The sequence below is a fragment of the Tenacibaculum aiptasiae genome (assembly GCF_965221665.1).
In the GTDB taxonomy this organism is placed as follows: Bacteria; Bacteroidota; Bacteroidia; order Flavobacteriales; family Flavobacteriaceae; genus Polaribacter; species Polaribacter aiptasiae.
On sequence record NZ_CBDCSN010000003.1, the window covers coordinates 1,383,407 to 1,409,412 of the forward strand.

Below are 26,006 nucleotides of genomic sequence, written 5' to 3' on the forward strand. Positions count from 1 at the left end.
GAAAGCTTACTTACCTTCAGCAGCCTTCTTAGCTTCTCTCTTTAATTTTAAATTCTCCCAGATAGTTCCACCAATCCAGTAAGGAACTACGAATGTTAATAAGAAAATTAACAACCAAAATCCAGTTGTAAAAATAAACATGAATAATACTAATCCTGAAAATTCTGAAAAATCTAACATTTGTTCCTATTAATAATTTGTTACGCGACAAAATTAAAACTATTTTTCTTTTCATCCAATAAAATCTGATAAAAATCATTACTAAAAACTATAAGAATTTGTAATTTTGGATTTCGTTAATTTAAAGCCTTTTAAATCATTTTATAATGACAAAATATAGAATCGAAAAAGATACCATGGGACAAGTAGAGGTTCCTGCTGATAAATATTGGGGAGCACAAACAGAACGTTCTCGTAATAATTTTAAAATTGGTCCTGCTGGATCTATGCCTTTAGAAGTTGTATACGGATTTGCATATCTTAAAAAAGCTGCTGCTTATACCAATGCTGAATTAGGTGTTTTAGCAGAAGAAAAACGTGATTTAATTGCGCAAGTTTGTGATGAAATTTTAGAAGGTAAGCATGATGATCAGTTTCCTTTAGTCATTTGGCAAACTGGTTCGGGTACTCAATCAAACATGAACTGTAACGAAGTTATTGCTAATAGAGCACACGAGATTGCAGGAAAAGTAATTGGTGAAGGTGAAAAAACTATTCAACCAAATGATGATGTAAATAAATCACAATCATCTAACGATACCTTCCCTACTGGAATGCACATTGCTGCATATAAGAAAATTGTAGAAACTACAATTCCAGGAGTTGAACAATTACGCGATACTTTACAAGCAAAATCTGAAACTTTTAAAGATGTTGTAAAAATTGGTCGTACACACTTAATGGATGCTACTCCTTTAACTTTAGGACAAGAATTTTCTGGTTACGTTGCACAATTAAACTTTGGTTTAAAAGCCTTAAGAAATTCTTTAGAGCACTTATCTCAATTAGCTTTAGGAGGAACAGCTGTGGGAACTGGGTTAAATACTCCTGCTGGATATGATGTATTAGTAGCAAAATATATTGCTGAATTTACGGGATTACCGTTTGTTACTGCAGAAAATAAATTTGAAGCTTTAGCTGCACATGATGCTTTAGTTGAAACTCATGGAGCTTTAAAACAATTAGCTGTTTCATTAAATAAAATTGCTAATGATATTCGTTTAATGGCTTCAGGACCTAGATCAGGGATTGGAGAAATTATTATTCCAGCAAATGAGCCTGGTTCTTCAATTATGCCTGGAAAAGTAAACCCAACACAAGCAGAAGCTATTACTATGGTATGTGCACAAGTTATGGGTAACGATGTTGCTGTAACTGTTGGTGGTACTCAAGGGCATTACGAGTTAAACGTATTTAAACCAATGATGGCTGCTAACGTATTACAATCTGCTCAATTAATTGGAGACGCTTGTGTGTCTTTCGATGTTAATTGTGCTGCTGGTATTGAGCCTAATCATGGAAGAATTACTGAATTAGTAAACAACTCATTAATGTTAGTTACTGCTTTAAATACTAAAATAGGATATTATAAAGCTGCTGAAATAGCAAATACAGCACATGCTAATGGAACTACTTTAAAAGAAGAAGCTATTAATTTAGGATATGTAACTGCAGAGCAATATGACGAATGGGTAAAACCAGAAGACATGACTGGAAGTTTAAAATAAAACTGTATTTTTGTACAAAACTTAAAAGCTGCAATTTTTGCGGCTTTTTTTAGCGAAAAGAATTAACCATATTAAAAGATAATGAAGATGAACAAACACGAAGAATATATGAGTGAAGCTGTAAAAGCAGCTTTACGTGGAATGCAAAATAACGAAGGTGGACCTTTTGGTTGTATCGTTGTAAAAGATGGTGAAATTGTTGGACGTGGAAATAACAAAGTTACTTCTACTAACGATCCTACTGCACATGCAGAAGTTACGGCTATTAGAGATGCTTGTAAAAACTTAGGTTCTTTCCAATTAGATGGATGTATAGTATACACTTCTTGTGAGCCTTGTCCTATGTGTTTAGGTGCTATTTACTGGGCTAGACCTGATAAAGTATATTACGGAAGTAATCAAGTTGATGCTGCTAATATTGGTTTTGATGACGAATTTATTTACAAAGAAATTCCATTACCATACGAAAAAAGAAGTATTCCTTTTGAGCAAATTGGACGTGACATTGCTTTAGAGCCATTCCAAAAATGGACTGAAAAGCAAGACAAAATAGAATATTAAAAAAAATCCCTTGTAATATGTACAAGGGATTTTTTTTAGCTTTTATTCTAATTGAAATCTAATAAACTCCTCTACTTCTTGTTTCGCTTTCATTGCTTCTACCTCATTAAATGTTTTTCCTTCTGCTCGTTTTATATAAGCATCAAAAATATGACTCATATAAATAGGCGAGCTATTTTTAGTATAGCTCACTGCATTATGACAACTAAAGCAATTCGCCAAATTCCCTACATTAACTTCCGACAGTTTATCTTGAAAAGTTTGAGTGAATGTTTCCATAGTAACATTTGCACAATTTAACGATCCTCTAGCGAAAGCTCCAGGATAAGCACTAGATACTTCTCCTCTTAATCCAACTAATATTTGTGCTTGTTGTTCTGGCGTAAATCCATCAGTATCTATCCAAATAGAACCATTGTAAAAATAGTTTTTCCAAGGCCCTTTTTCTTTCTCTAAGTGTCCTTTTACACAAGCATTAATATCACTAATATTTTTAAAGTTTATAGGCTCTTCTTGACTTGTATTCTTCATAAACCCTCCTGTACTATCTCTTGGAACTCCATATTGAAACAAATCAAAAGCCTTACTTTTTAAAACAGGTTGTTTTGTTAATGTATCCCAAGTTATACCTGCTATACCAGAGGTTTCTCCTTTTTCAAATAACAATTTCTCTGTTGAAGAACTTGCTTTATCTTCTCCTCTGTCATAATTTGGAGCCATATCTGTATGTTCAAAAGTTGCCCAAATAAACTCTGGATGATTTTCTACAACTCCTACAACATGCATTCCTAATAACGCTACTTCTGTATTAACATAATCTACTCCGTTTTCACTAATTCCTGCTACTGTTGTATAATAATCGTCTATTTTATCTTCTGGAATTGCTGATTTAGCTACCCAAGAAACTTTTAATTCTAATGAACCAACTGGAAAAGACGATAAATTATCTTTCGATAATGTCCCGTTTAAAATAGAATCTTTAAACTTAGTTGCAGCTTTTTTAAATATTGGACTTACATGAATTGAGTAGTAAACCGTTTCTGCTTTATTATTCTTTTTATTATATGCTGGATTAGTTTTTAATATTCCTGAAGATCCAGCTTGTTTAGTATCACTCAACATCACTGCAACTCCATTTTGTAATGGAACATCATCTAAATGTGAAGTTACCTGATGCATTCTTTGAGGATTTAAGAATAAAGGTAATTTTTTAGTAATGACTATTGGATCTGGCTCTCCTCTGATTATTATAGGAATTAAATCTATCTCAATAGTTGGTTTTGTTAACCATAAAAACTTTTGCCAAGACCATTGATGAAAAATTCTATTTGTAGTACTAGATACATCAAAAGGACTTCCTTTTCCTTCTTCTGGCGGAGGTGTTTGTTCATGAGGAAACCAATCGCTCATACACAAACTCGCATTTGACTTCTCGTTATAAGCTATTTTGTCCTTCTCTTTCTTTAACTCTTTTTCTTCTTTTTTACATGAAGTAAAAATAATAGCACTCAAAATGAGTGCTGCTATTAAATTTTGTTTTAATAGTAATTTCATAATTGGTTAGTTTTTGTTAATTACTAACAAATTATTGAATTTTGACACAGCGTCTTAAAAAAATGTCATGAAACCCTAATTTTACGTTGTGAAAAAAGAAATATTAGGATTTAGAAAATAATCTAACGAAAAAGCCAGTCAAAAATGACTGGCCTTAATTTTATTTTATGCTTCTGTTTTAGTTGTTTTTCTAAACATTAACCAAAACCCTATCAGTATTAGTGGAATACTTAATACCTGTCCTGTATTTAAAGAATTCAATACCCAATCTTCTCTTCCTTCTACTTGTGGTTTCTTTAAAAACTCTATAAAGAACCTCAACGACCATAAAACTACCATGAATAACCCAAATAAGAAACCTGATTGATTCTTTTTGTCTGTTTTCCAATAGAAGTACCAAAGTGCAAAAAACAGTCCTAAATAACTAAATGCTTCATACAATTGAGTTGGGTGACACGGTACAGTTTCACCTGCTCTTTTAAAAATAACTCCATAGCTACTTCCAGTTGGCTTTCCATAAATTTCTGAATTAAAGAAGTTTCCTAATCTAATAAAGAAACCAGATAAAGCTACCATAATTCCTAATCTATCCAAAATAAATAACCAAGGTTTATGTAAATGTTTCTTAGCATAAAAGTACATAGCAATTGGAATACCTATTGCTGCTCCATGACTAGCAAATCCTGTAAAACCAGTAAATTCCCATGAACCATCAGCCATTTTTTTAATAGGCAAAATTATTTCTATTAAATGATTTTGATAATAATCCCAACTGTAAAAGAAAACATCTCCTAAACGCATTCCTATTAACATAGAAACGAATACATACATAAATAACGGATCTAGTTTTTCTACTGGAACATTATCATTGATGTAAATTTTCTTCATAAAACGAAGTCCTAATACAAATGCTGCTACAAACATTAGGCTATACCAGCGTATTCCTAAACTTCCAATTTTTATGATTTCAGGATCCAAATCCCATACTATTGATAAAAAATTCATTTATATAATTTTAATTTGTCTTTATTGCTCATTAGAACAACAACTATTATTCTTCTTTTTTTCTGGAACAGGATCATAACCACTTCCTCCCCATGGATGACAACTAAATATTCTTTTTAATGCCAACCAACCACCATAAAACAATCCATGCTTTTGTAAAGCTTGTATTGTATAACTTGAACATGTTGGAGAATACCTACATGTTGCTGGTGTAAATGGTGAAATTGCAGTCTGATAAAATCGAACCAACATTATAAACGGATATGTTAAAATCTTTTTCAACTTACTGCCAATCCTTTTTTAATAATTCATATCGTCTATCTGTACAATCATCTTTTTCATTATGAAATTCCTTAACTGGCTTTAAAAACTTATTCAATACTTTATTAGATGGAATATTTTCCACCCAAACATCTGCTGTTATTTTTTCAAACTTTAATGATAAAAAAGAATGATTAATCATTTCTTTAGTAATTTCTGTAGCATAACCTTTACCCCAAAAATCTTTTCTAAAACGATATCCTAATTCTCTCTCCTCTTCATCATTTGTAAGAAAACCTGCTAAACCTATTAATTCATTTTTATTTTTCTCAAAAACTCCCAAAAGACTAATCTCATTTCCTTCTATATCTCCATCAAAAGAAAGTGCTATTTGAAATTTCATTTCAACATTTTCTTCCGAAGGCTTTTCTTGAGGAATTGCGCTTATTATTTCTTCAGCAGTTAAAAGTTCTACAAACTCATTTCTATGAATCTCTTCAATTTTTTTAACTACTAGTCTTTCAGTTTGAAAAACCATAACTCTTAATTAATTGTAAAAGTTGTCCCTTCTCTTCCGTCTTTTAATTGAACACCTAAAGCCAATAACTCATCACGAATCTGGTCAGATAATGCCCAATCTTTATTTTCTCTTGCCTCTTTACGTAACTTAATTAATAATTCTACAGTACCATCTAATGTTTTGGTATCCTGCTGATTTGTTTCTGAAACTAATCCTAAAACATCAAAACAAAAAGCATTTAATGTATTTTTTAATTCTTCTAAATCATCAGAAGAAATAGTTGCTTTTTTATCTTTTAATAAGTTTATAAATTTAACAGCATCAAATAAATGCGCAATTAAAATTGGAGTGTTAAAATCGTCATTCATGGCATCATAACATTTCTGTTTCCATGCCTTTACATCAAACTCAGAAGTTACTTTATCTGCATTAATCCCTTTTAAGTTCTTAATAGCTTCCATTAACTTATTAAATCCTTTTTCTGAAGCTAACATTGCTTCTCCAGAGAAATCTAAAATACTTCTATAGTGCGCTTGCATAATAAAGAACCTTACTACTCCAGCACTAAAAGCTTTAGGAAGAATATCATTCTCACCTGTTAAAATAGCTTCTGGCAGAATATAATTCCCAGATGACTTAGCCATTTTTTGACTATTTAACAACAGCATATTTGCATGCATCCAATAATTAACTGGCTGTACACCTGAACATGCATGTGATTGAGCTATTTCACACTCATGATGCGGAAATTTTAAATCCATTCCTCCACCATGAATATCTATTTGTTCTCCCAAATATTTTGAACTCATCACTGAACATTCTAAATGCCAACCTGGAAAACCATCGCTCCATGGCGAAGGCCATCTCATAATATGACGTTCATCTGCTTTTTTCCAAAGTGCAAAGTCTTGTGGATTTTTCTTATCCGATTGCCCGTCTAATGCTCTTGTATTGTGAATTGCATCTTCAACAGTTCTCCCTGATAAAATTCCATAATGACTTGTTTCATTATATTTTAAAACATCAAAATACACAGATCCATTTACTTCGTAAGCTAATCCTTTATCCATGATTTCTTTAATCATTTCTATTTGCTCTACGATATGACCTGTTGCTGTTGGCTCTATGCTTGGAGGTAAAAAGTTATAAAGTGCAGTTACCTTATGAAAGTCTACCGTATAACGTTGTACGACCTCCATAGGTTCAATCTCTTCTAAACGTGCTTTTTTCGCAATTTTATCTTCTCCTACATCTGCATCACTTTCTAAATGACCTGCATCGGTAATATTACGAACATAGCGAACTTTAAAACCTAAATGTAACAAATAACGAAACACCATGTCAAAAGACATAAATGTTCTTACATTTCCTAAATGTACATTGCTGTATACGGTTGGACCACATACATACATTCCTACACGTCCTTCAGTTACTGGTTTAAAAAGCTCTTTAGATTTTGTTAAAGAGTTATATATTTTTAGTTGATTTTCTTCGTATAATTTCATAGAAATAGTGACTATTAACAGATGCTAAAGATAGTCACTTTATGAAGAATAATGAAAAAGAATTTGTTAGCAATTTTATAAAAATTTAAAGTAATTATTTTTACTATAAATTATTGTTTTTTTAAGGTTAATTGACTGTATTTCCCTTTAACTTCTAAAGTTTTATTTTTTGAAGTAATTATAAAATCACCATTAAATTTTAAATCTCCATTTTTTAAAGTTCTCATATTATCGCTAACATCAAATTTTAGTTCTCCTTGCATATCTAGTACATTTATTCCAGCACTTGAATAATTTAAATACACTTTAAAATTGTTATGATTAGGATGTATTTTCTTGATTGTTAACTCTCCAAATTTGTTAATCAACTCTACATTATCATAGATATTATCTACTATTACTCCAGATGAATTTGTATCTAAAGTTGTATTAGCAACCGATGCTACATGAGCATCGGTTACATTATTTAAGAACAACGTACAGGCGTTTAATGAATTTATAGTTACAGGAGAATAAGATACATTTAACTTTCCTCCATTTAACACATCTGCCTTGAAAGTACCATAACTTACTTTTCCTGAAGCTTTCGTTTTTGGTAATTTGACTTTACAATGACGTGTATTTAAATCGAAAGTAGCATTCTTTGGCACTTTGATAACGATCTTTTTAGTCACTTTTATTTTTTTCCCATTTATCGTAAAATCATTTCCTTCTGTTGAATACGAGTAACTATAACTTGATGGATTTTTACCCATTTTTTTAAGCAATTTATTTCTTTTAGATTCAATTATCATTAATCTTAAATCTCTTTCTCTTTTTCTAGCTTTTTCTTTTAATTCTTTTTTTCTTACTAATGCTTCTTTTTTTGCTTTCAGAAGTTCCCTTTTTCTTTCTCTATTTAATCTATTACTTTCTTCTTTTAATTTCTTTTTAAGCTTTTTATACTTTTTACTTTTCTTAAACTTTTCCCACTCTTTTTTAGACTTTATAGTAATATCATTAGCTCCATCTTGCCATGAGAAAAAATAACTACCTCCATCTTTTGCATACTTATCAAAATCGAAATCTTCTAGTGCCTTACCAAAAGTAATTTCTTCAAAGTTAATTTCTGGGATTACTACATCTGGAATTTCTATATTGTCTACTTCTGGAATTATGATAATATCGTCGTCGTTATCATTATGAAGTTCATATATCTTTGGAAAATTATTCCCAGAAGAATTAAAGTATACAATATTATCATTTCCTATGGAATGAAATCTATTCTTATTAGCACTAATTTGTACCTTACTTTTATTTCCTAGAGCTTCAAATCCCCAATTTTTTAAATACTTTTCAGCTTCTTTTTTCTCAAGCCCTTCTACTTCTATAACAGCTTCTACTGAAACTTCATTTTTGTTCCATGTAGCCACATCTATCTCTGCATTTGAAGCATTAATATTTACAACTACATCTTTATTAGTATTGAAATTTTCGCTAAATTTCTTATTGTATTTCTGTGCGGATACTGCCGTAGTAAGCAGTAAAACTAAAGCACTAATTTTAAATCGTTTGAATGTCATTTTGAGTTGGATTTTTAAATTCTTTTAATTGTTTTTGCATTCGTTTTAACAGCTGTAAACGTAATTGCAGATTTCCAATCAATGCATTGATAGTATCATCGTTAACTCCTTTTTTATTGAGCTCTTCGGTTAACGACTTATATTCTTTAGTTAATTCACCTATTTTAGTAATATAACCATCAAATAATTCTTTATTATCTTCAGTTAATTCTAACTGACTTAATTCATAGTTTATCGTATTTACGTAATATGTTTCTAAGGTTTTTAACTCTGGCGAAACATTTCCTAAACTAATTTGATTATCTATAGAATTAGACTTTTCAATAATAGTAGGTTCAACTATTTCACCTCCTCCAATAGGATAAAATTTAATTCCTAAACCTAAAAGTACAACTATAGATGCTGCAACATATAGCCATTGATATGACTTTTTCTTTGATGGTTTCTCATGCAATTCTTCCATCAATCTTTGTTGAAAACGCAATCTATGATTTGTTGACAATTCAGCTCGTTTCTCAACATCTTCTTTTAATATTTCTCTAATATCTTTTTTAGACATGATGTACTGCTTTTAATTGTTCTTGTACTTTTTTCTTACCTCTTAACAAGTGTGTTCTGGAGGTTACTTCTGAAATCCCTAATATTTGTGAAATCTCTCTATGATCGTAACCTTCTAACAAGAACAAGGTTAATACAACTCTATACTTTTCTTTTAATTTTTCTATACAATTTACTATTTGTTGATATGATATTGTAGCTGCCACATTCCAATCCTCATTATCATCATCTATCATTGTGGTTACTTCATCATTAATAGAAATCAACTCTACTTTCTTTTTCTTTAACCAATCTATACTCTGATTAATTACTATTTTTTTTAACCAAGCTCCAAAAGCAACTTCCTCTTTATAGTATTGAATATTTTTAAACGCTTTTATAAATGCCTCTTGCATTATATCTTCAGCTACATAAGCATCTTTTACATAACGACTTGCAATTGTAAGCATAGCTTCGCAATACAAATCATACAATTGCATTTGTGCTTTTGCATCATTGTTTTTACATGCATCTATTACTGATTGATGTAGCTGTTTAGTTGGTTTCATTTTTGATTTCTTATACTAAAGACGATACTTTTTTTCTAGTGTTGCATTTTTGCTAAATTTTATTTCTAAATTTACATTATTATTTCGTTTTCACTTGATATGACTGACAAAAACAAATCTGCTCTTTCTGAAAAAGATGGTGTTTCTCAACCAGAAACAACCAGTAAATCTTCTGCTGAAAAAATAAAATTAAACAGAAAAAAAAGAACTACAACTCAAGAATTCGTAAATCATATTTTAGCGGGTAATATTCCTTTTCTAAGTAGAGCAATTACTTTAGTTGAAAGCACAAATAATAAACATCAAAAACAAGCTAACGAAATTTTAGAAGCTTGTTTACCTCATGCCAATAAATCTGTTAGAATAGGTATTACTGGTGTACCTGGAGTTGGTAAGAGTACCTTTATTGAAGCTTTAGGAAAACACCTTACTTCTTTAGGGAAAAAAGTAGCCGTTTTAGCTGTTGATCCTAGTAGTTCTATTAACAAAGGAAGTATTTTAGGAGATAAAACTCGAATGGAACAATTAGTTACTGATGAAAATGCATTTATCAGACCTTCTCCTTCTGGTACTTCTCTAGGTGGAGTAGCTCAAAAAACTCGTGAGAGTATTATTTTATGTGAAGCCGCTGGATTTGACACCATTATTATTGAAACCGTTGGGGTTGGTCAATCTGAAACTGCGGTACACTCAATGACAGATTTTTTCTTACTCTTAAAACTTGCTGGTGCTGGTGATGAACTACAAGGTATTAAACGTGGAATTATTGAAATGGCTGATGCTATTGTAATCAACAAAGCTGATAGTGGTAATGAGAAAAACGCTAAGATTGCTAAAGTTGAGTTTAATAGAGCGTTACACTTATATCCACCTAAAGATAGCGGATGGCAACCTAAAGTTTTACTAGCTAGTGCGCTTCACAACAAAGGAGTTGATAATGTATATCAAATGATTAATGAATATATAAGTGCTGCAATAGAAAGTAATTACTTTGACACGAAACGAAATGCTCAAAACAGGTATTGGTTATTGGAAACCATAAACCAGCAATTAAAAGATAATTTCTATAACAATTCTGCTATTAAAGAATTATTAAATAATGAGCTTATCAAATTAGAAAATGGAAAAACAACACCTTTTGCTGCTGCAAATAGACTACTAAATAAACAACTATGAAAGAAATAACTAACACTTTAACTTGGGATGATTTTACTAAAGTTGAAATGCGAATCGGTACAATTATCAGTGCTGAAGAATTTAAAGAAGTAAAAAATCCTGCTTATAAAATGCAAATTGATTTTGGAGAATTTGGTGTTAAAAAAACCTCTGCACAAATCACTAAGTTATACACTCCAGAGGAGTTAATAGGAAATCAAATTATTGCCGTTGTTAACTTTCCTAAAAAGCAAATTGCAAATATGATGAGTGAGTGTTTAGTTTTGGGAGGTATTGGTGACAACAAAGAAGTTACTCTTATTGCTCCTGAAAGAAATATTAAAAACGGAACTAGAATTGGGTAGAAATTAGTTCGCTTTGACAAATTTAAAAATACAAAATATTTTACCTGATTCAGACCTTATCTGTTTTGTAGTTCCTTCTCTTTTTTCTAAAGCTGAATGCAAAAAGTTTTTAAATAACAATATTAGAAATTCTTTTCAAGAAGCTATCACAAACTACCCTGCACATTATAGGAATAATGAAAGAACTGTAATTAATGATAATGATTTATCTAGTTATCTTTTCAAACAGGTAAAGCCTTTTTTACCAAAAACCTTAGAAATCAACTCTAGTATTGAATCAGAAAATGGAATTTGGCATTTAAAAAAATTAAATAATAGACTTAGGTTTTGTAAGTACTCAAGCAATCAGTATTTTAAAAGACACCTCGATGGTATTCATTATGAAGATCATGTAACTCAATCAAAGTTAACATTTATGATTTATTTAAATGATGCAAATGAATTCAAAGGAGGTAAAACCTTATTTTTCGAAACTAAAAGCACAAATAAAGTTTGGGCGTCATATATTCCTAAACAGGGAGATTTGATTGTTTTTGACCATAATGTTTGGCATGAAGGCGAAATATTAACACAAGGTGAGAAATTTGTTTTAAGAAGTGATATCCTATATTCCAAAAAAAAGGAAAACAAAAACTTACAACCATTTTATGGGCACCTAGGTTATATTTGGTCTTTATTAAAAAATAGTGATGAAATTATTTTGAGTGGTGGTCGAGATAAAGAAATAAAAGTTTGGACTAACTTAGGAAAACTAAAAACTTCTTTAAAAGGCCATCTAAACTCTGTTTTATGTATTGAAAAAATAAATAACAATATTTTTATTTCTGGTTCTAGAGATAAACAAATAATTGTTTGGGAAAATTATAAAATACTAAATAAAATTAAAATTCATTCGGCTGTTATTCTTTCATTGTGCCGCTTAACTAATAATACATTTATATCTAGTAGTGGTGATAACACTATCAAAATAGTAAAACTTAATGGTAAGATTCTAAAAACTTTTGATGAACATAGCAATTGGGTTTGGCAAACAACAAAAATCAACAACTATACTCTTGCTTCATGCTCTGAAGATTGTTCTGTTAAAATTTGGAATATTAATAACGAAAAATCTATATATACCTTTCATGAAACTTCTCCAATTATTAGTATCACATTTAATAATCACACAAAACAATTAATTAGTGGAAATTTAAATGGTGAAATTACTATCAGAACTTTAAAAAATGATTTTAGTCTTTCTAGTATAAAAACATTCCAAGCACATTCCGAAACCATTAGGACTATAAAAATTTTAAATAATAATTACATTGCTTCTGGAGGAGAAGATAATTCAGTTAAAATATGGAGCTTAAAAGGTAATCTAATATCCACATTTAAACACTTAAATTTTGTACAATCCGTAGAAACTTTAAATTCAAATACTTTGATAAGTGCTTCTTATGATGGAACTATCAAAACTTGGGATATTGAATCATTAACAAAAATCAATGACTAAATTATATAAATATAACATCAAATTATTTCTATATATCTTTCTACTTATTGTTTTTTTTAACTGTACAAACAAAAAGCAAAAAACTACTACTCCACATAAACCAAAAACTCTAATAATTCAAAATAATCTGACAGATTCAAGGGATGGTGAGACTTACAAAACTGTTCGAATTGCAAACAAAATATGGATGGCAGAAAATTTACGTTACAATTCTTCTGGTTCTATAATAAACCCTAACAATCCTTCTAAAACTTATGGTCGATTATATAACTTAAATTCTTTAAAAGATGCTTGTCCAAAAGGCTGGCATATTCCTTCTGATATAGAATGGGACGAATTAGAAATAGCTCACGGAATGCCCTCTTCTTTTATTAGCAAAGGTGGTTGGCGTGGTGAACATGCTATACACATGAGAAGCGTAGAGCATTGGAATAATGAATCTAATAACACCAACAAACTTAAATTCAATGTACTTCCAGCTGGTTATTTTGATACAGGAAAAACAGGGCTTCCAAAAGGTTTTGAAGGTTTAGGATTTGCAGCAGCATTTTGGTCTTCAACCGAAAATAATATAGCTACTGCTCGATTTATGTTTAGCGGAAAAACTTTTGTCAATAAATGGAAAGACAAAAACAATAATACCAACATGGCTTTATCTTGTCGATGTGTTAAAGATTAATTATTTTTAGCAAAAAATATAGCTATGAAACAATATTATTTAAACAATAATGAACTAATTTTAAAAGTAAAAAAATCTCCTTTTTTCATAAGGTTGATTATGTTTTTATTTTCTTTTCTATTCTTTCTAGCCCCAATAATAGGATTATTCTTCTCCTTTTATCTAAAACAAAAATTTCATTTTGGTTTCTTAATAGGAATAGGAATATTTGGATTACTTGGATTCTACATGCTAAGAATTTCTCTATGGAATACTTATGGAGTTGAAAAAATTACATTCAATAAAAATTCTGTAACTTACTTAGCAGATTATAAATGGTTTAAAGATGGGTTAGAAACAAAAGAAATAGATCCAATATTTTTTTCAATAGTTCCTATAGGATATGAAGAAGACAATACGGGAGTATTAAAAATTGGCTTAGGTAGTTACACTATTGAATGTTCTACTAAAATGTCTATTATCGAAATAGAAGAATTAATTAAAGAATTAGATGTAAAACTTGACTTATAATACATTCTTTTTTATCTCTTTTATTTCCTTTCTGCATTCATAAATATTTTATTAATTTCGAATTTCTAAACTATATTAATGAAAGTTTGTATCGCCGAAAAGCCAAGTGTAGCCCGTGAAATTGCTAATATCTTAGGAGCCAATACCAAACGAGATGGATATTTCGAAGGTAATGGCTATGCGGTTACTTATACATTCGGTCATTTATGTACACTTTTAGAACCTAAAGACTACAAACCTCACTGGAAAAGCTGGGATTTAAATAATTTACCCATGCTTCCAGATAAATTTGACACTAAAGTAACGGAAGATTCTGGTATTCAAAAACAGTTTAATATTGTTAAAGGATTATTTGAAAGAGCTGATGTAGTTATCAACTGTGGGGATGCTGGACAAGAAGGAGAATTGATTCAACGATGGGTTATTAATCAAGCAGGTTATACAGGTGAAATTCAACGATTATGGATTTCTTCCTTAACTGAAGAAGCTATTAAAGAAGGCTTTGAAAATCTAAAAAGTAACGACGATTATAACAATTTATATTACGCAGGTTTTTCTCGTGCTATAGGTGATTGGTTACTGGGATTAAATGCTACTCGATTATATACCGTAAAGTTTGGAGGTTACAAGCAAGTGCTTTCCATAGGTAGAGTACAAACTCCTACCCTAGCTATGTTGGTTAATCGATTTAAGGAAATTCAGAATTTTAAACCTCAACCTTATTGGGAACTTCAAACCTTATATAGAAACACACTTTTTAGCTGTGAAGAAGGTCGTTTTTTAAAAAAGGAAGATGGTGAAGCTTTTGCTAACAAGGTAAAAGAAGCTGATTTTGAAATAACATCTGTAACCAAAAAGAAAGGAAAAGAATATGCTCCTAAGTTATTTGACTTAACTGGATTACAAGTATATTGTAATAATAAATTTGGTTTCTCTGCTGATGAAACTTTAAAAATAGTTCAAAAATTATATGAAATGAAAGTAGTTACCTACCCTAGAGTAGATACTACTTTCTTACCAAATGATATTTATCCTAAAGTTCCTAATATTTTAAAAGGGTTAAAGCAATTTGCAAGTTTAACACAACCTTTATTAGGAAAGAAAATTCGTAAATCGACCAAAGTATTTAACGATAAAAAAGTTACAGATCACCATGCTATCATTCCTACAGGAATAGAAATCAATTTACAGTATAATCAACAACAGGTCTACGATATAATTGCTCGTAGATTTATTGCTGTTTTTTATCCTGATAGTGATATTGCAAAAACAGAAGTAAAAGGTGAAGCTGACAAAGTTCCTTTTAGAACCTCTGGAAAAGAAATTTTAACCAAAGGTTGGCGTGAAGTTTTTGAATTTGGTATAGATACTAAGAAAAATGAAGAAAAAGATGTGTTACCTACTTTTGAAAAAGGTGAAAAGGGTCCACACGAACCGTCTTTCTTAGAAAAAGAGACCAAACCACCTCGAAATTATACAGAAGCAAGTTTATTACGAGCTATGGAAACAGCTGGTAAACAAGTAGATGATGAAGAAATGCGTGACTTAATGAAAGAAAATGGAATTGGTCGCCCTTCTACTCGCGCTAGTATTATAGAAACATTATTCAGACGAAAATACATAGAACGTCAAAAGAAGTTAATTATTCCAACCCAAACAGGTATAGATTTGATTGATTTGATTGATAATGAATTATTAAAATCTGCTGAATTAACAGGACTTTGGGAAAAACGTTTAAAAGAAATTGAACGTGGTGAATACAATGCTTCTCACTTTATAAAAGAGATGAAACGAATGGTAGATACTTTAGTATATGAAGTACGATCTAGTAAAAAAACTGCTCGTTTATCTGCTGAAACCACAGTTAAGACTGCAACTACAAAACCGAAAAAAACTTCTAAAAAGAAAGAAGTTGCAGGAAAAGAATGTCCAAAGTGTAAAAAAGGTCAACTACTAAAAGGAAACTCAGCTTTTGGATGCTCTAATTATAAAAACGGATGTGATTTTGTTTTAGCCTTCCAATTTTTAGGTAAAAAGATTTCTGAAACTCAACTTATTCGTTTAATTGACAAAGGTTGTACTACCAATTTAAAAGGTTTTAAACAAGGCGATGAAAAAGTTGAAGGCTTGGTTCGTTTTGATGATGATTTTAAATTAAAATTAGAACCAAAAAAAGGAGCTTCAACTCCTAAACAAACTTCACAAAACGATAGTGATAAAATTACATGTCCGAAGTGTAAAAAAGGTACTGTTTTAAAAGGTAAATCGGCTTACGGTTGTTCTGAATATAAAAACGGTTGTGGCTTTGTTTTTACTTTCGATAACATCAAAAAAATGGCTAATGGACAACCATTAACCAAAGAATTAGTTTTAAAAATTATTTCTTCAAATTAACTTCGTTTTTACAATACTTTATTATCCTATCATTTGTTTCTAATTTTTTTATATAAATACTAAATAAAACGACCTATATTTATCTTTATAGTACAATTTTGATTAATTTTAACTCAAACAAATTATCTATGAAAAGTATCGTTATAAAAGATGAAAATCTTGGTGGAAATATACTAAATGAAATAACTCTTAAGTTTAACAACGAATATATATCAACACTTGAACTTATAAGAGAAAGAATTAAAGTTGAGATAGAACGTTATAAAAACGATGTTAACGCCTATAAAAATGGCCTAGTACTTCCCATAAATCTTGAGACTCGCTTAAGTAAAAAAACGCTACCAGATATAGATTTAGAAAAACAATTGTATATCGCTTTAGACTCCTTTCAAAAAAATGGTTTCTTCATATTAGTAGATGATGAACAAATTGAAAGTGTAGAGCAAAAAATATTGGTTGATGAGACCACATCAGTATCTTTTATAAAATTAACTCCTCTTGTTGGAGGATAAAATTCATATTGCTATGTTTAATTTTTTAAAATCAAAATTGACTAAAAAAGAAAAAAACATTAACCATGTAAGTAAAATTGTAAAGGACATAAAAAAAACTAATAATTACATTTATGGACCTAATGATTTATCTGGAATTGAGGCTTACGAACTTCTCAAAAAAGAAAAACCTTCTTTTATTAAACCTTTCATATTAGAGCTATTATTGTATATTGAAGAGGTTCTTTTAGAATATTCTAAATTCTATAAAAAAATTGGTCATTCTCCTTATAATCACGATATATTCAATACTAAAACTGTCGCCTTACATTTATTAAGCGCTTTAATGAGAAGAAACCAATCTTATAATGAAGAAGAATGGATTACTTTTTTTAATTCACTATTGAATCTATTGACTAAAATAGATTATAACATCACACATACTACTCTTTCAGATTTTCCAATAAATTATGCTATTCAACAAATTGAACGACATTTAAAAAAGAACGATTTATCTGATGAATTACGTAACTTTATTATAAACCTATTAGATTCTGAGTATTTTAATGATACTAATAAGCGTTATTGGGGAAGTGATATTAGTAAAGCAAGAACAAAACTATACAGTCTTATTCAGTCTGAAAATGAAGTAGTTTCTTTTTCTTTAAAATCTAATGATATTGGACCTTCTATAAATGAAATAACTAAAAATACTAAAACCAAAAATTCTAAAGAACTACACTCATTATTAATACTACTTAATAGTGTTACAGGGGGAAAACCTACCATAAAACTAAAAAAACAAATCTCTCTTTCAATAGACAACATCGGTAAGGATATTTACAGAAAAATGGTGCACCAAATTCTGCAAACTACTATAGATTTTCCTATTAGCGTTAAAACCCAAAAATATAACCATGGTAATAGTGAATACGAATATTCACACTACGAGTACTTATGTGAACCTTCAAAAAATTTTATAAAAGGTATTGTTTGGAGTATGCAGTTTTTTTCTGATAGAGAAACTATTTCCTTAGTAAGTAATTTATTAGAAAAATCTTATACAAGAATGCCTGGAGTTGGACCCGCAGCCGCAGGTATAGGAAATGCTTGTGCTTATACATTAGGAAATATTCGTGGTAAAGATGGTTTAGGTGCCTTAGCTAGAGTAAAATTAAAACTTAAACAAAATAATATAAAAAAGACGATAGATAAATATTTAGTTGAAGGAGCTAAAAAATATAAAGTATCTGTTGAAGAACTCAAGGAAATGGCTGTTCCTGATTTTAATTTAAAACTTGGTACTAAAACTATTCCGTTCGATTCCTACAAGTTAATTATAACTATTGAAGGTAGTAAAGTTATTCAGCAATGGAAAAAAGCTGATGGTAGTACAATGAAATCAGTACCCAGTATTGTAAAAAACAGTAAAACTTTAACCGATAAATTAAAATTAATTCGAAAGGAAATTAAGGAAATTCAAAAAGTTTATTCAGCACAAAAACAAAGAATTGACAATCAATTCATTTTAAACAGAACGTGGAATTTCTCTTCTTTTAATAAATATTATTTAAATCATGGTATTGTATTTCCAATTGCTTCTAAACTAATTTGGACATTTATTAATCAAAATGGAACTAAAGAGAATGGTATTCTAAGAAATGATAATTGGGAAAATAGTACAGGAGAGATAATAAGTTGGATAGATGAAACTTGTAAAGTACAACTTTGGCATCCTATTTTTTCTACTGAAGACGAGATTATAGCTTGGCGAGAAAAAATGATTCAAATTGAATGTAAACAACCTATTAAACAAGCCTTTAGAGAATTATATATTTTAACAGAAGCTGAGATTAACACTCAAAATTACTCTAATAGAATGGCAGCTCATATTCTGAAGCAACATCAGTTTAAAACATTAGCCGTTATGAGAGATTGGAAATATTCTTTGATGGGAGCATATGATGATGGTAGAGATGACGAAGTTTGTTCTAAATTTTTACCCGAATATCAAATCACAGCTGAGTTTTGGATTGATGAATTGCATGATTATGATGCTTTTAACGATACTGGAATTTGGTTATATATAACCACAGATCAAGTTAAATTTAAAGATCTTAATGGAGAAGTTATAAATCTAATAGACGTTCCTAAAGTAGTCTTTACTGAAATAATGCGTGATGTTGATCTCTTTGTTGGTGTTTGTAGTGTTGGAAATGACCCTGAATGGCGAGATAATAATGGAGATAGGCAATCTAATAGAGACTATTGGGCCTCTTACTCTTTTGGTGACCTTAATGAAATTGCTAAAACAAGAAAAACTATATTAGAACGCTTATTACCTAGACTTACAAAAATTAAAAACAAAGCACATATAAATGGAAAGTTTTTAATTGTAAAAGGAGATTTAAGAACTTATAAAATTCATATTGGTAGTGGTAATATTTTAATGGAACCAAACGATCAATACTTATGTATAGTTCCTGCTCGCTCTCGTGATAAAACTACCGATAAACTATTCATCCCTTTTGAAGGAGATAGAGGATTATCTATTGTTCTAAGTAAAGCATTTTTATTAGCTGAGGATGCAAAAATTACAGATAGTACTATAACTAGTCAAATTAACAGGTAGTTAAGTTAAGCTATTATTATAATATTCAATTAACTTATCAGGATTCTTAATTGTGTTTTTTATCCATTCAAAGTATAAGACCTTTTGCTCTTCTGGAGTTAATTGCCAATCTACTTTTGTTTTTCGTAAACGAGAAGTAACATCATTTAAAATAATAGCTGCTGCAACAGATATGTTTAAACTTTCTGTAAAACCTACCATTGGAATTTTCAAAAAACCATCGGCTTCTTGTTTTATATAATCAGAAATTCCATCTTTCTCTGCTCCAAAAACAAAAGCTGTTTTTTTAGTTACATCAAAATCGGCTAACACACATGAATCTGTATGTGGTGTAGTTCCTATTATTTGATATCCCTTACCTCTTAAATCTTCTAAACACGCCTTAGTATTATCTCCATCTTCTTTAAAACGATTAATATTTAACCATTTCTGGCTTCCTTTGGCTACATGTCTAGAAACTTTATTGGTAAATTTATTTTCAATAGCATATACATCTTGAACTCCAAAAATATCACAACTTCTCACTACTGCACTTGCATTATGAGGTTGATAAATATCTTCTAAAACCACGGCAAAATGACGAGTTCTTTCATTTAATACTCTATGAAAAGTATTCTTTCTTTTTTCAGTAATATAGCCTTCTAAATAAGCTAACAATCCTTCATCAATCATACAGCAAACATACTAAAATTATAGTTTCCTATTTTTCTTCTATACAAGGTGATATTTCATCTATATAAAAAATACCATCGAAAGCAGTTAACCAGTTATTTTTATAACTATAATGACTAGATCCTTTCATATGGAATGTTTCTGAATTATTTTTTAAAGCTTTGAAATTGATAAAAGCATACTGGAGTTTTTTAGAATAAACCCAACTTTCAAAACCTTCCTTTTGAGCATTAATAATTTTATAACCTTCAATATTAGTATTTAAACTTACTCTATCTGTAAACCCAACTCTAGAGGAAAACCCGATACTATAAACCTCATTTGCATTTAATCTATCAATAGCGTACTTACCCGCAGAAGTCTTTGTATAAGAATTTATACTTGATTTTCCTTTAACTAAATGTGCACTATGCGCCCAAAAAATTATTTTTTCATTTGGAAATTTTGTAGCTACTAACCATAAAATATTTTTCCCCATTTGGGTATCGCGTCCTTGTCTATATTCTTTATTCCCCCATGCCATCTTAGCATAAGATTCTATATTTTCTAGATTTTTAAATAAAAAAGTTTCTTTATTCTTGATTCCCTTTTTTATTTCTATCAGAGTTTGGAAAAACTTTTTTTGTGTTTTCTTTTTTACCTTTTTAAAATAAGCGTCTTTCTTTTTTGTTTTTTTAACAAAGAAAATCACATCTTTTAATGTTTCTCTAAATAAATTATAGTTATCAATAGTAGAAACATCTATTTCTTTTTCAATATATTTTTCCATCTCACTAACGAAACTAATTCTATCTTCTTCTAAATTCTGTCCTATTTGACAATCAAATCCACTAATCGTTATTGGATTCTTTTTTTGTTGGTTTTTGATGTAACTAAACAGTGGATTTACTTGAACACACTTTGACCAAACCGAAAAAATACTTTTCTCAATTTCTTCTATTGGTTTATTCTCATCAGACTTTTTATTAATATTAAAGAAATCACTTTCAAAAGCTAATACATTGAATCCTTTTTTCTCATGCAAATACTTTATAATTCGAGTTTTTGCTTCAAACGCTGTAGCGTCTCCATGATCTTGTTCTCCTAAAAAAACAATTTTAGAGTTACCTATTGCATCCCCTATCTTTTTTAAATCTGAAAAATTAGTATCCTTTGGATTTACAGATTTTATTTCTGAAAGATTTTCTAATATTTGATTTTTAACTGATTGTGCTTTTGTTATAAAAGAAATAAACAACAATAATATTGTCAGTTTTTTCATAGTTTATTTTTAAGTTTGATTTGACTTCAAATATAAATGTATCTCAATATTTTTTTGAGAAAATCAATACTAATATTCTCAAAAATTATCTAATTCAAATAAACTAATGCCTTCTAAAAAGGAAACTAAAATTTCATATTTTAGTCCTCCATAAAAGAATCATTTCAATGATTGGTGTTTTAAAAATCGTTTCGAAAATTGATATAGACTCTAAATTATTTTAAAAAATTAAATTCCCTATCTCAATATAATCCTCTTGTTTATCTAATTTCACAATAACTATTTGTTTTTCTTCATTTCTTTTTCCATAGTTCTTATATACATTCAATTTTAAAATAGTAGGTCCAGATATTTTTTGAACATTATCAGCATAGTAATCGACCATAATTTTATATTTTCCTTTAATAGCTTTTTTTAGCATAAACTCTTCTGGTCCATAACCTTCAGTCATATCAGTTGACATTCTCCCTCCAATTAATGTTTCTTGGTTCTTATAATAGGCTTTTTCTCCATTTGGATCAACAACCCATAAATCAAGATCAGTATCATTATGATTCCAATCAACAATTATTCGTATATCTACTGGTATTGATTTAAAAAACTTTCTCTGATATTTACTCAACTTTAATTTATTTCCATATTTAGACACTAATTTTGTAAGTTCTACAAAGACAACAGATTCTATACCGTCAAACCGTTCATCGATATCTTTTTCTAAAAGTTCTCCTTTATAAATCTTATATAATAAGTTAAAACTATCTTGATAATCACCTGTTAATTCATACATCAATGCCAAATCTCTGTATGACTGTGGCTCTTCGGGTCTCAACTCTAGTACTTTCTTATAAATTTGCTTTGCTAAATCATACTCTTTAAAATACTCTAACTTATATGCCAATGCTTTTATAAGCTCATAATTATCCAAATCAATCTCTATTAAATTAGTCAGAACTCTAATTGCTAGTTCTTTTTCTCCTTTTTGATCAAAAAAATCAGCTACATCTATGTAAAACATTGGACTATTAGAATAATCATCTCTAATCTCTAAATACTTTTTATAAGCAGATAAAATTGAAGTTTCACTTTTTAGAACATTTAAATATGGAGTCTTTGGGTTCCAAACTTTTAATTCTATTCTTTCTTCTATCAATGAGTTTAATTTATCAATTTCTTTTTCATTAATTTCTTTTCCTTCTTTGGTTATATAGATTATAATGCCATTTCTTGCTTTTGCTCCATAAAGTTTTGTTGCATTAAAAGGCTTTATTACTTCTATAGTCTCAATCTCTTTGGAGTTTAATTTTTCAACAAAACTCTTTTCTACTGGAATTCCATCAATTATATACATTGGGTCATTTTGACTCAATAAATTATTTTCTTTTAAAGAAACGTTTGCGTCTTCCTCATTATTTTGAGAAATCTTTACTCCCGAAGATTTACCTATTAAAGATTCTATTACACTACTACTTACTGATTTTGACTCTTTTTTCACCCCATAAGCCACAACAACAACCTCTTCAAGTAAGTTATCTTCTTGTAGTTTTACATTTACAATATTATTACTATTTACAACAACCTCTTTGGTTGAATATCCAACAAAAGAATAAACTAAAACCTCACCAACTTCTACATTTAAAGTATAATTACCATCAAAATCGGTTTCAGCTCCTTTAGTAGTTCCTTTAACTATTACAGTAACTCCTGGTAAAGCACCAGATGAATCACTTACAATACCTTTAACAACCTTTTTAGAATAATCTATGTCAGTTGTGGGCACATCTACATAACTATCATTAGTTCTAGTATTAATTGTAGTATTTACTTCATTTGTACTAGTATTTATAACTCTTGACGTTTGAGGCATTCTAATTTTCTTTGGGTAAGTTAATTCGTGCCAATCTCTAATTTCTTCATATTGATCAAAAAGATCTTCTTTTCTATCTTTAATATCCTCTTTCTCTAAAACTTGAGTCTCCTCTTTTTCTTTTAATAATTCTTTATAAGGTAACCTTAACTCTTTTGGTGGCTCTATACCATATTTGACATAATCTTCAATTCTATCTAAAATTAACATTGAAGTATAATCTGTTATCAAATGATACTGCTTTGCTAAAGAAACTATTTTCTTTTTGTTTTCTTCTTTTTCATTATTTAAATACTTCAATTTCTCTTTTGCCCAAAGTCTCTTAACATTATTAGATTTTTGAGAATCTTTTAAATTGAGAGTTACTATTTTTGAGACTTTTCCTTGATATCCAAATTTCAATTCTATTGAAGGATTCTCTTTAAATCTTCCAGAAATTATAAAGTCACCTGTAACATTTACTCTATCTTTTGGATACACCTCTTCAATATTGGCAGAGCTTTTAACCCCTAAGAATTGTAACACTTCTTGTTTTAAAAATCTATTTGCTTCTTCACTATTAAGTTTTCCTAAATTTATATATACACCTCCTTGATCTGTAGCAATTTTATTTAATAGAAAATGATTTGCGGACTGTAATGAATTAATTGTATAAATTGTTTTTTTCTTAATCTCTTTTATACTTCCTAAATTTACTAGACCATCAGAAAATAAAAGTATTTCATTGGACTTTAATTTTAGAGTCTTTAATATTTCTAAATTAGTTCCTCCATCATAAGTTATAGATTGTATTTCCTTTTTAAGATTACTCCATTCACCATTAGTTATAACAAATTTTTCTTTTTTATTTATTGCATTACTAAAAGAAACAAACTCAACTTCTATATTTTGTAAATAGTTAAAATACATATCCAAAAGTTCTACTTCTTTATTCAAATCTTTATTTCTCATTGAAAAAGATGTATCCCAAAGAATACTTAACCTTTTTGGTTTCTGTTTATTTCTTGATTCTTTTTTTAAAGGAATTAAACTATAAAAATAATCTAAGTAAGTTAGTGTCTTTTCTGATTTTAAATTTCTTTTTATCTCTATTTTAATTGGTTTTTGAGGAATTACATTCTTTTCATTTAAAAATGCACTCATTCCATTTTCTTTTTTAATAAAATGGATATATTTAGAAAACTCACTTTTAATAGTTGGTTTATTTGTTATTCCAGAAATAAAAACGTCTAAAGAGAACTCCTTTATAAGTTCCTTAATTCCTATTGGTAACTCAAATACTAATTTATCATTAACTGTTGATAGTTCTTCTTCATATGTTAAAACAACTCTTTTATTTTTCTTAGGCAAAATTGGATATACTCTTGCTTTGTAATTATTACCTGATGCCTTTTCTAAAAGCGCTGGGTCAATATTTTGTCTAACCGTAGTTTCATAAGCAACTCTAGCTAATTCTTTTTCAACAACTACTGCCTCTCTTAATTCTCCATTAAAATCCATTGCAAACTTATATACTGATTCTCCTTCTCCTAAAGGAAATACTAACTCCCCTTCAAGTGTTCTATCTAGTCCATTATAAAACTCCATATCATAAGTAGTAGTAGCAAAATTACCCGTAATACTAACATTTACTTTTAGACTAGATAATTTTAGTTCTCCAGAATCTTTTAAAGTTATTTTAGGTATTTTTTGTGTAAAAACACTAAGGCTAAATAATAGCAGGCTTATTAGTAGTACTTTTTTCATAGTAGATGCATTAAATTTCAGATAAAACTCAGCATTTAACTTGAAAAATAATATTAAAAATGAGTGTACATCTCTTTTTAATGAGTAAAGCCTCTCTTGTAAAAAAGGAAAACATTTCATAACGTTATAAACTAACTTGGTTTTTATACTTTATCGAACCATAAAAACTTTCTATGTAGATCAAAAACCTTTGATCCATCTCACTAGCTACTAGTAATCTAAATTTCATATTTTAGTCTCATGAAAAAAAGATTAGTAGTGTTGACTGGTGCTGGTATTAGTGCCGAAAGTGGAATTAAAACATTTAGAGATGCTGATGGTTTATGGGAAGGACATGACATTTATGAAGTAGCTTCACCCGAAGGTTTTCGTGCAAACCCTGAATTGGTATTAGACTTTTACAATCAACGTAGAAAACAATTATTGGAAGTTAGCCCAAACGAAGCACACTTTAATTTAGTAAAGCTAGAAGAACATTTTCAGGTAGATATTATTACTCAAAATGTTGATGATTTGCATGAACGCGCTGGAAGCTCTAATGTTTTACATTTACACGGAGAACTTTTAAAAGCTAGAAGTACAGCACATGAACACCTAGTTTATAATTGGGATTCTGATATTACCTTAGGTAGCTTATGCGAACAAAATTCTCAATTACGCCCCCATATAGTATGGTTTGGAGAAGAAGTTCCTATGCTTGAAAAAGCTGTTGAAATTACTTTACAAGCTGATATTCTCGTTATAATTGGTACATCAATGCAGGTGTATCCAGCAGCTAGTTTAATTGATTATGCTCCTGAAAATACTCCTATTTATTTTATAGATCCTAAACCTGCAATGAGTAGTAACTCAATGAACAACTTAACCGTTATTAAAGACGTTGCTAGTTTAGGTACCGATAAACTAATAGAGCATTTAATATAAAAAACGCTAAGATT

General features: G+C 29.5%; 23 protein-coding genes. 11 read left to right on the forward strand and 12 right to left on the reverse strand.

All coding sequences use genetic code 11. The features are described 5' to 3' along the window. Positions 1-6 precede the first annotated feature (6 nt). Positions 7-180: a hypothetical protein gene (locus ACOQN8_RS17720; RefSeq protein ID WP_167850394.1), complete on the reverse strand. Its 174-nt coding sequence runs from the start codon at positions 178-180 to the stop codon at positions 7-9. A gap of 146 nt (positions 181-326) precedes the next feature. On the opposite strand from ACOQN8_RS17720, the gene fumC reads away from it, so the two are divergent. Then, the gene (gene fumC / locus ACOQN8_RS17725; RefSeq protein WP_420553712.1) at positions 327-1,727 is read left to right on the forward strand and encodes a class II fumarate hydratase; all 1,401 of its coding nucleotides are present in this window, start codon (positions 327-329) and stop codon (positions 1,725-1,727) included. A gap of 87 nt (positions 1,728-1,814) precedes the next feature. Further along, entirely contained in the window at positions 1,815-2,288 is a 474-nt protein-coding gene (locus tag ACOQN8_RS17730) for a nucleoside deaminase (protein WP_150901430.1), read from the forward strand. Positions 2,289-2,330: 42 nt separating this feature from the next. Here ACOQN8_RS17730 and ACOQN8_RS17735 read toward each other — a convergent pair whose 3' ends face one another. The 8 genes from ACOQN8_RS17735 to ACOQN8_RS17770 all read right to left on the reverse strand — a co-directional run bounded on the left by ACOQN8_RS17735 (position 2,331) and on the right by ACOQN8_RS17770 (position 9,801). After that, on the reverse strand, positions 2,331-3,842 hold the full coding sequence (locus tag ACOQN8_RS17735) for a hypothetical protein (protein ID WP_420553713.1): 1,512 nt from the start codon (positions 3,840-3,842) through the stop codon (positions 2,331-2,333). Positions 3,843-4,007: 165 nt separating this feature from the next. Beyond that, positions 4,008-4,847: a prolipoprotein diacylglyceryl transferase gene (gene lgt / locus ACOQN8_RS17740; RefSeq protein WP_420553714.1), complete on the reverse strand. Its 840-nt coding sequence runs from the start codon at positions 4,845-4,847 to the stop codon at positions 4,008-4,010. A gap of 21 nt (positions 4,848-4,868) precedes the next feature. Continuing rightward, on the reverse strand, positions 4,869-5,129 hold the full coding sequence (gene yidD, locus ACOQN8_RS17745) for a membrane protein insertion efficiency factor YidD (protein WP_272151504.1): 261 nt from the start codon (positions 5,127-5,129) through the stop codon (positions 4,869-4,871). A 1-nt stretch (position 5,130) separates the two neighbouring features. Then, entirely contained in the window at positions 5,131-5,646 is a 516-nt protein-coding gene (locus ACOQN8_RS17750; RefSeq protein ID WP_420553715.1) for a GNAT family N-acetyltransferase, read from the reverse strand. A gap of 5 nt (positions 5,647-5,651) precedes the next feature. Further along, positions 5,652-7,133, reverse strand: coding sequence for a cysteine--tRNA ligase (gene cysS, locus ACOQN8_RS17755; protein WP_150901435.1), 1,482 nt, complete (start codon positions 7,131-7,133; stop codon positions 5,652-5,654). A gap of 110 nt (positions 7,134-7,243) precedes the next feature. Further along, positions 7,244-8,695 carry a hypothetical protein gene (locus tag ACOQN8_RS17760; protein WP_420553716.1) on the reverse strand — a complete coding sequence of 484 codons (1,452 nt, stop codon included), beginning with the start codon at positions 8,693-8,695 and terminating at the stop codon, positions 7,244-7,246. Next, the gene (locus tag ACOQN8_RS17765) at positions 8,676-9,254 is read right to left on the reverse strand and encodes a hypothetical protein (RefSeq protein ID WP_420553717.1); all 579 of its coding nucleotides are present in this window, start codon (positions 9,252-9,254) and stop codon (positions 8,676-8,678) included. The genes ACOQN8_RS17760 and ACOQN8_RS17765 overlap by 20 nt, the downstream gene beginning before the upstream one ends. After that, positions 9,247-9,801 carry an RNA polymerase sigma factor gene (locus ACOQN8_RS17770; protein ID WP_420553718.1) on the reverse strand — a complete coding sequence of 185 codons (555 nt, stop codon included), beginning with the start codon at positions 9,799-9,801 and terminating at the stop codon, positions 9,247-9,249. Before ACOQN8_RS17770 ends, ACOQN8_RS17765 begins: the two co-directional genes overlap by 8 nt. Before the next feature lie 99 nt (positions 9,802-9,900). Between ACOQN8_RS17770 and meaB the strand changes: the two genes are divergently transcribed. The 8 genes from meaB (at position 9,901) to ACOQN8_RS17810 (ending at position 19,525) form a co-directional block, all read left to right on the forward strand. Beyond that, on the forward strand, positions 9,901-10,977 hold the full coding sequence (gene meaB / locus ACOQN8_RS17775) for a methylmalonyl Co-A mutase-associated GTPase MeaB (RefSeq protein WP_420553719.1): 1,077 nt from the start codon (positions 9,901-9,903) through the stop codon (positions 10,975-10,977). Then, entirely contained in the window at positions 10,974-11,321 is a 348-nt protein-coding gene (locus ACOQN8_RS17780; RefSeq protein ID WP_420553720.1) for a tRNA-binding protein, read from the forward strand. Before meaB ends, ACOQN8_RS17780 begins: the two co-directional genes overlap by 4 nt. Before the next feature lie 13 nt (positions 11,322-11,334). After that, a complete protein-coding gene (locus tag ACOQN8_RS17785) occupies positions 11,335-12,819 on the forward strand; it encodes a 2OG-Fe(II) oxygenase (RefSeq protein WP_420553721.1) in 1,485 nt (494 codons plus the stop codon). Beyond that, complete coding sequence (locus ACOQN8_RS17790) at positions 12,812-13,498, forward strand: FISUMP domain-containing protein (protein WP_420553722.1); 687 nt, start codon at positions 12,812-12,814, stop codon at positions 13,496-13,498. Before ACOQN8_RS17785 ends, ACOQN8_RS17790 begins: the two co-directional genes overlap by 8 nt. Positions 13,499-13,522: 24 nt before the next feature. Next, positions 13,523-14,008, forward strand: a complete 486-nt coding sequence (locus ACOQN8_RS17795; protein ID WP_235275896.1) for a hypothetical protein — start codon at positions 13,523-13,525, stop codon at positions 14,006-14,008. 78 nt (positions 14,009-14,086) lie between these two features. Further along, positions 14,087-16,402, forward strand: a complete 2,316-nt coding sequence (locus ACOQN8_RS17800) for a type IA DNA topoisomerase (RefSeq protein ID WP_420553723.1) — start codon at positions 14,087-14,089, stop codon at positions 16,400-16,402. Positions 16,403-16,530: 128 nt separating this feature from the next. Then, complete coding sequence (locus ACOQN8_RS17805; protein ID WP_420553724.1) at positions 16,531-16,914, forward strand: hypothetical protein; 384 nt, start codon at positions 16,531-16,533, stop codon at positions 16,912-16,914. A 13-nt stretch (positions 16,915-16,927) separates the two neighbouring features. Beyond that, positions 16,928-19,525, forward strand: a complete 2,598-nt coding sequence (locus tag ACOQN8_RS17810; RefSeq protein WP_420553725.1) for a DUF4132 domain-containing protein — start codon at positions 16,928-16,930, stop codon at positions 19,523-19,525. Here ACOQN8_RS17810 and ACOQN8_RS17815 read toward each other — a convergent pair whose 3' ends face one another. The 3 genes from ACOQN8_RS17815 to ACOQN8_RS17825 all read right to left on the reverse strand — a co-directional run bounded on the left by ACOQN8_RS17815 (position 19,526) and on the right by ACOQN8_RS17825 (position 25,068). Further along, entirely contained in the window at positions 19,526-20,197 is a 672-nt protein-coding gene (locus tag ACOQN8_RS17815; protein WP_235275900.1) for a TrmH family RNA methyltransferase, read from the reverse strand. It abuts the gene before it with no gap. A 28-nt stretch (positions 20,198-20,225) separates the two neighbouring features. Next, entirely contained in the window at positions 20,226-21,458 is a 1,233-nt protein-coding gene (locus ACOQN8_RS17820) for an erythromycin esterase family protein (RefSeq protein ID WP_420553726.1), read from the reverse strand. Positions 21,459-21,678: 220 nt separating this feature from the next. Next, a complete protein-coding gene (locus ACOQN8_RS17825; protein WP_420553727.1) occupies positions 21,679-25,068 on the reverse strand; it encodes a VIT domain-containing protein in 3,390 nt (1,129 codons plus the stop codon). A 240-nt stretch (positions 25,069-25,308) separates the two neighbouring features. Here ACOQN8_RS17825 and ACOQN8_RS17830 point away from each other — a divergent pair, with 240 nt between their 5' ends. Then, entirely contained in the window at positions 25,309-25,992 is a 684-nt protein-coding gene (locus tag ACOQN8_RS17830) for an SIR2 family NAD-dependent protein deacylase (RefSeq protein WP_420553728.1), read from the forward strand. Positions 25,993-26,006: the final 14 nt, after the last annotated feature.

Coding starts and splice junctions, on each gene's coding strand:
- ACOQN8_RS17720 (WP_167850394.1), bottom strand. CDS start 180: ATGTTAGATTTTTCAGAATTTTCAGGATTAGTATTATTCATGTTTATT.
- fumC (WP_420553712.1), top strand. CDS start 327: ATGACAAAATATAGAATCGAAAAAGATACCATGGGACAAGTAGAGGTT.
- ACOQN8_RS17730 (WP_150901430.1), top strand. CDS start 1,815: ATGAACAAACACGAAGAATATATGAGTGAAGCTGTAAAAGCAGCTTTA.
- ACOQN8_RS17735 (WP_420553713.1), bottom strand. CDS start 3,842: ATGAAATTACTATTAAAACAAAATTTAATAGCAGCACTCATTTTGAGT.
- lgt (WP_420553714.1), bottom strand. CDS start 4,847: ATGAATTTTTTATCAATAGTATGGGATTTGGATCCTGAAATCATAAAA.
- ACOQN8_RS17750 (WP_420553715.1), bottom strand. CDS start 5,646: ATGGTTTTTCAAACTGAAAGACTAGTAGTTAAAAAAATTGAAGAGATT.
- cysS (WP_150901435.1), bottom strand. CDS start 7,133: ATGAAATTATACGAAGAAAATCAACTAAAAATATATAACTCTTTAACA.
- ACOQN8_RS17760 (WP_420553716.1), bottom strand. CDS start 8,695: ATGACATTCAAACGATTTAAAATTAGTGCTTTAGTTTTACTGCTTACT.
- ACOQN8_RS17765 (WP_420553717.1), bottom strand. CDS start 9,254: ATGTCTAAAAAAGATATTAGAGAAATATTAAAAGAAGATGTTGAGAAA.
- ACOQN8_RS17770 (WP_420553718.1), bottom strand. CDS start 9,801: ATGAAACCAACTAAACAGCTACATCAATCAGTAATAGATGCATGTAAA.
- meaB (WP_420553719.1), top strand. CDS start 9,901: ATGACTGACAAAAACAAATCTGCTCTTTCTGAAAAAGATGGTGTTTCT.
- ACOQN8_RS17780 (WP_420553720.1), top strand. CDS start 10,974: ATGAAAGAAATAACTAACACTTTAACTTGGGATGATTTTACTAAAGTT.
- ACOQN8_RS17790 (WP_420553722.1), top strand. CDS start 12,812: ATGACTAAATTATATAAATATAACATCAAATTATTTCTATATATCTTT.
- ACOQN8_RS17795 (WP_235275896.1), top strand. CDS start 13,523: ATGAAACAATATTATTTAAACAATAATGAACTAATTTTAAAAGTAAAA.
- ACOQN8_RS17800 (WP_420553723.1), top strand. CDS start 14,087: ATGAAAGTTTGTATCGCCGAAAAGCCAAGTGTAGCCCGTGAAATTGCT.
- ACOQN8_RS17805 (WP_420553724.1), top strand. CDS start 16,531: ATGAAAAGTATCGTTATAAAAGATGAAAATCTTGGTGGAAATATACTA.
- ACOQN8_RS17810 (WP_420553725.1), top strand. CDS start 16,928: ATGTTTAATTTTTTAAAATCAAAATTGACTAAAAAAGAAAAAAACATT.
- ACOQN8_RS17815 (WP_235275900.1), bottom strand. CDS start 20,197: ATGATTGATGAAGGATTGTTAGCTTATTTAGAAGGCTATATTACTGAA.
- ACOQN8_RS17820 (WP_420553726.1), bottom strand. CDS start 21,458: ATGAAAAAACTGACAATATTATTGTTGTTTATTTCTTTTATAACAAAA.
- ACOQN8_RS17825 (WP_420553727.1), bottom strand. CDS start 25,068: ATGAAAAAAGTACTACTAATAAGCCTGCTATTATTTAGCCTTAGTGTT.
- ACOQN8_RS17830 (WP_420553728.1), top strand. CDS start 25,309: ATGAAAAAAAGATTAGTAGTGTTGACTGGTGCTGGTATTAGTGCCGAA.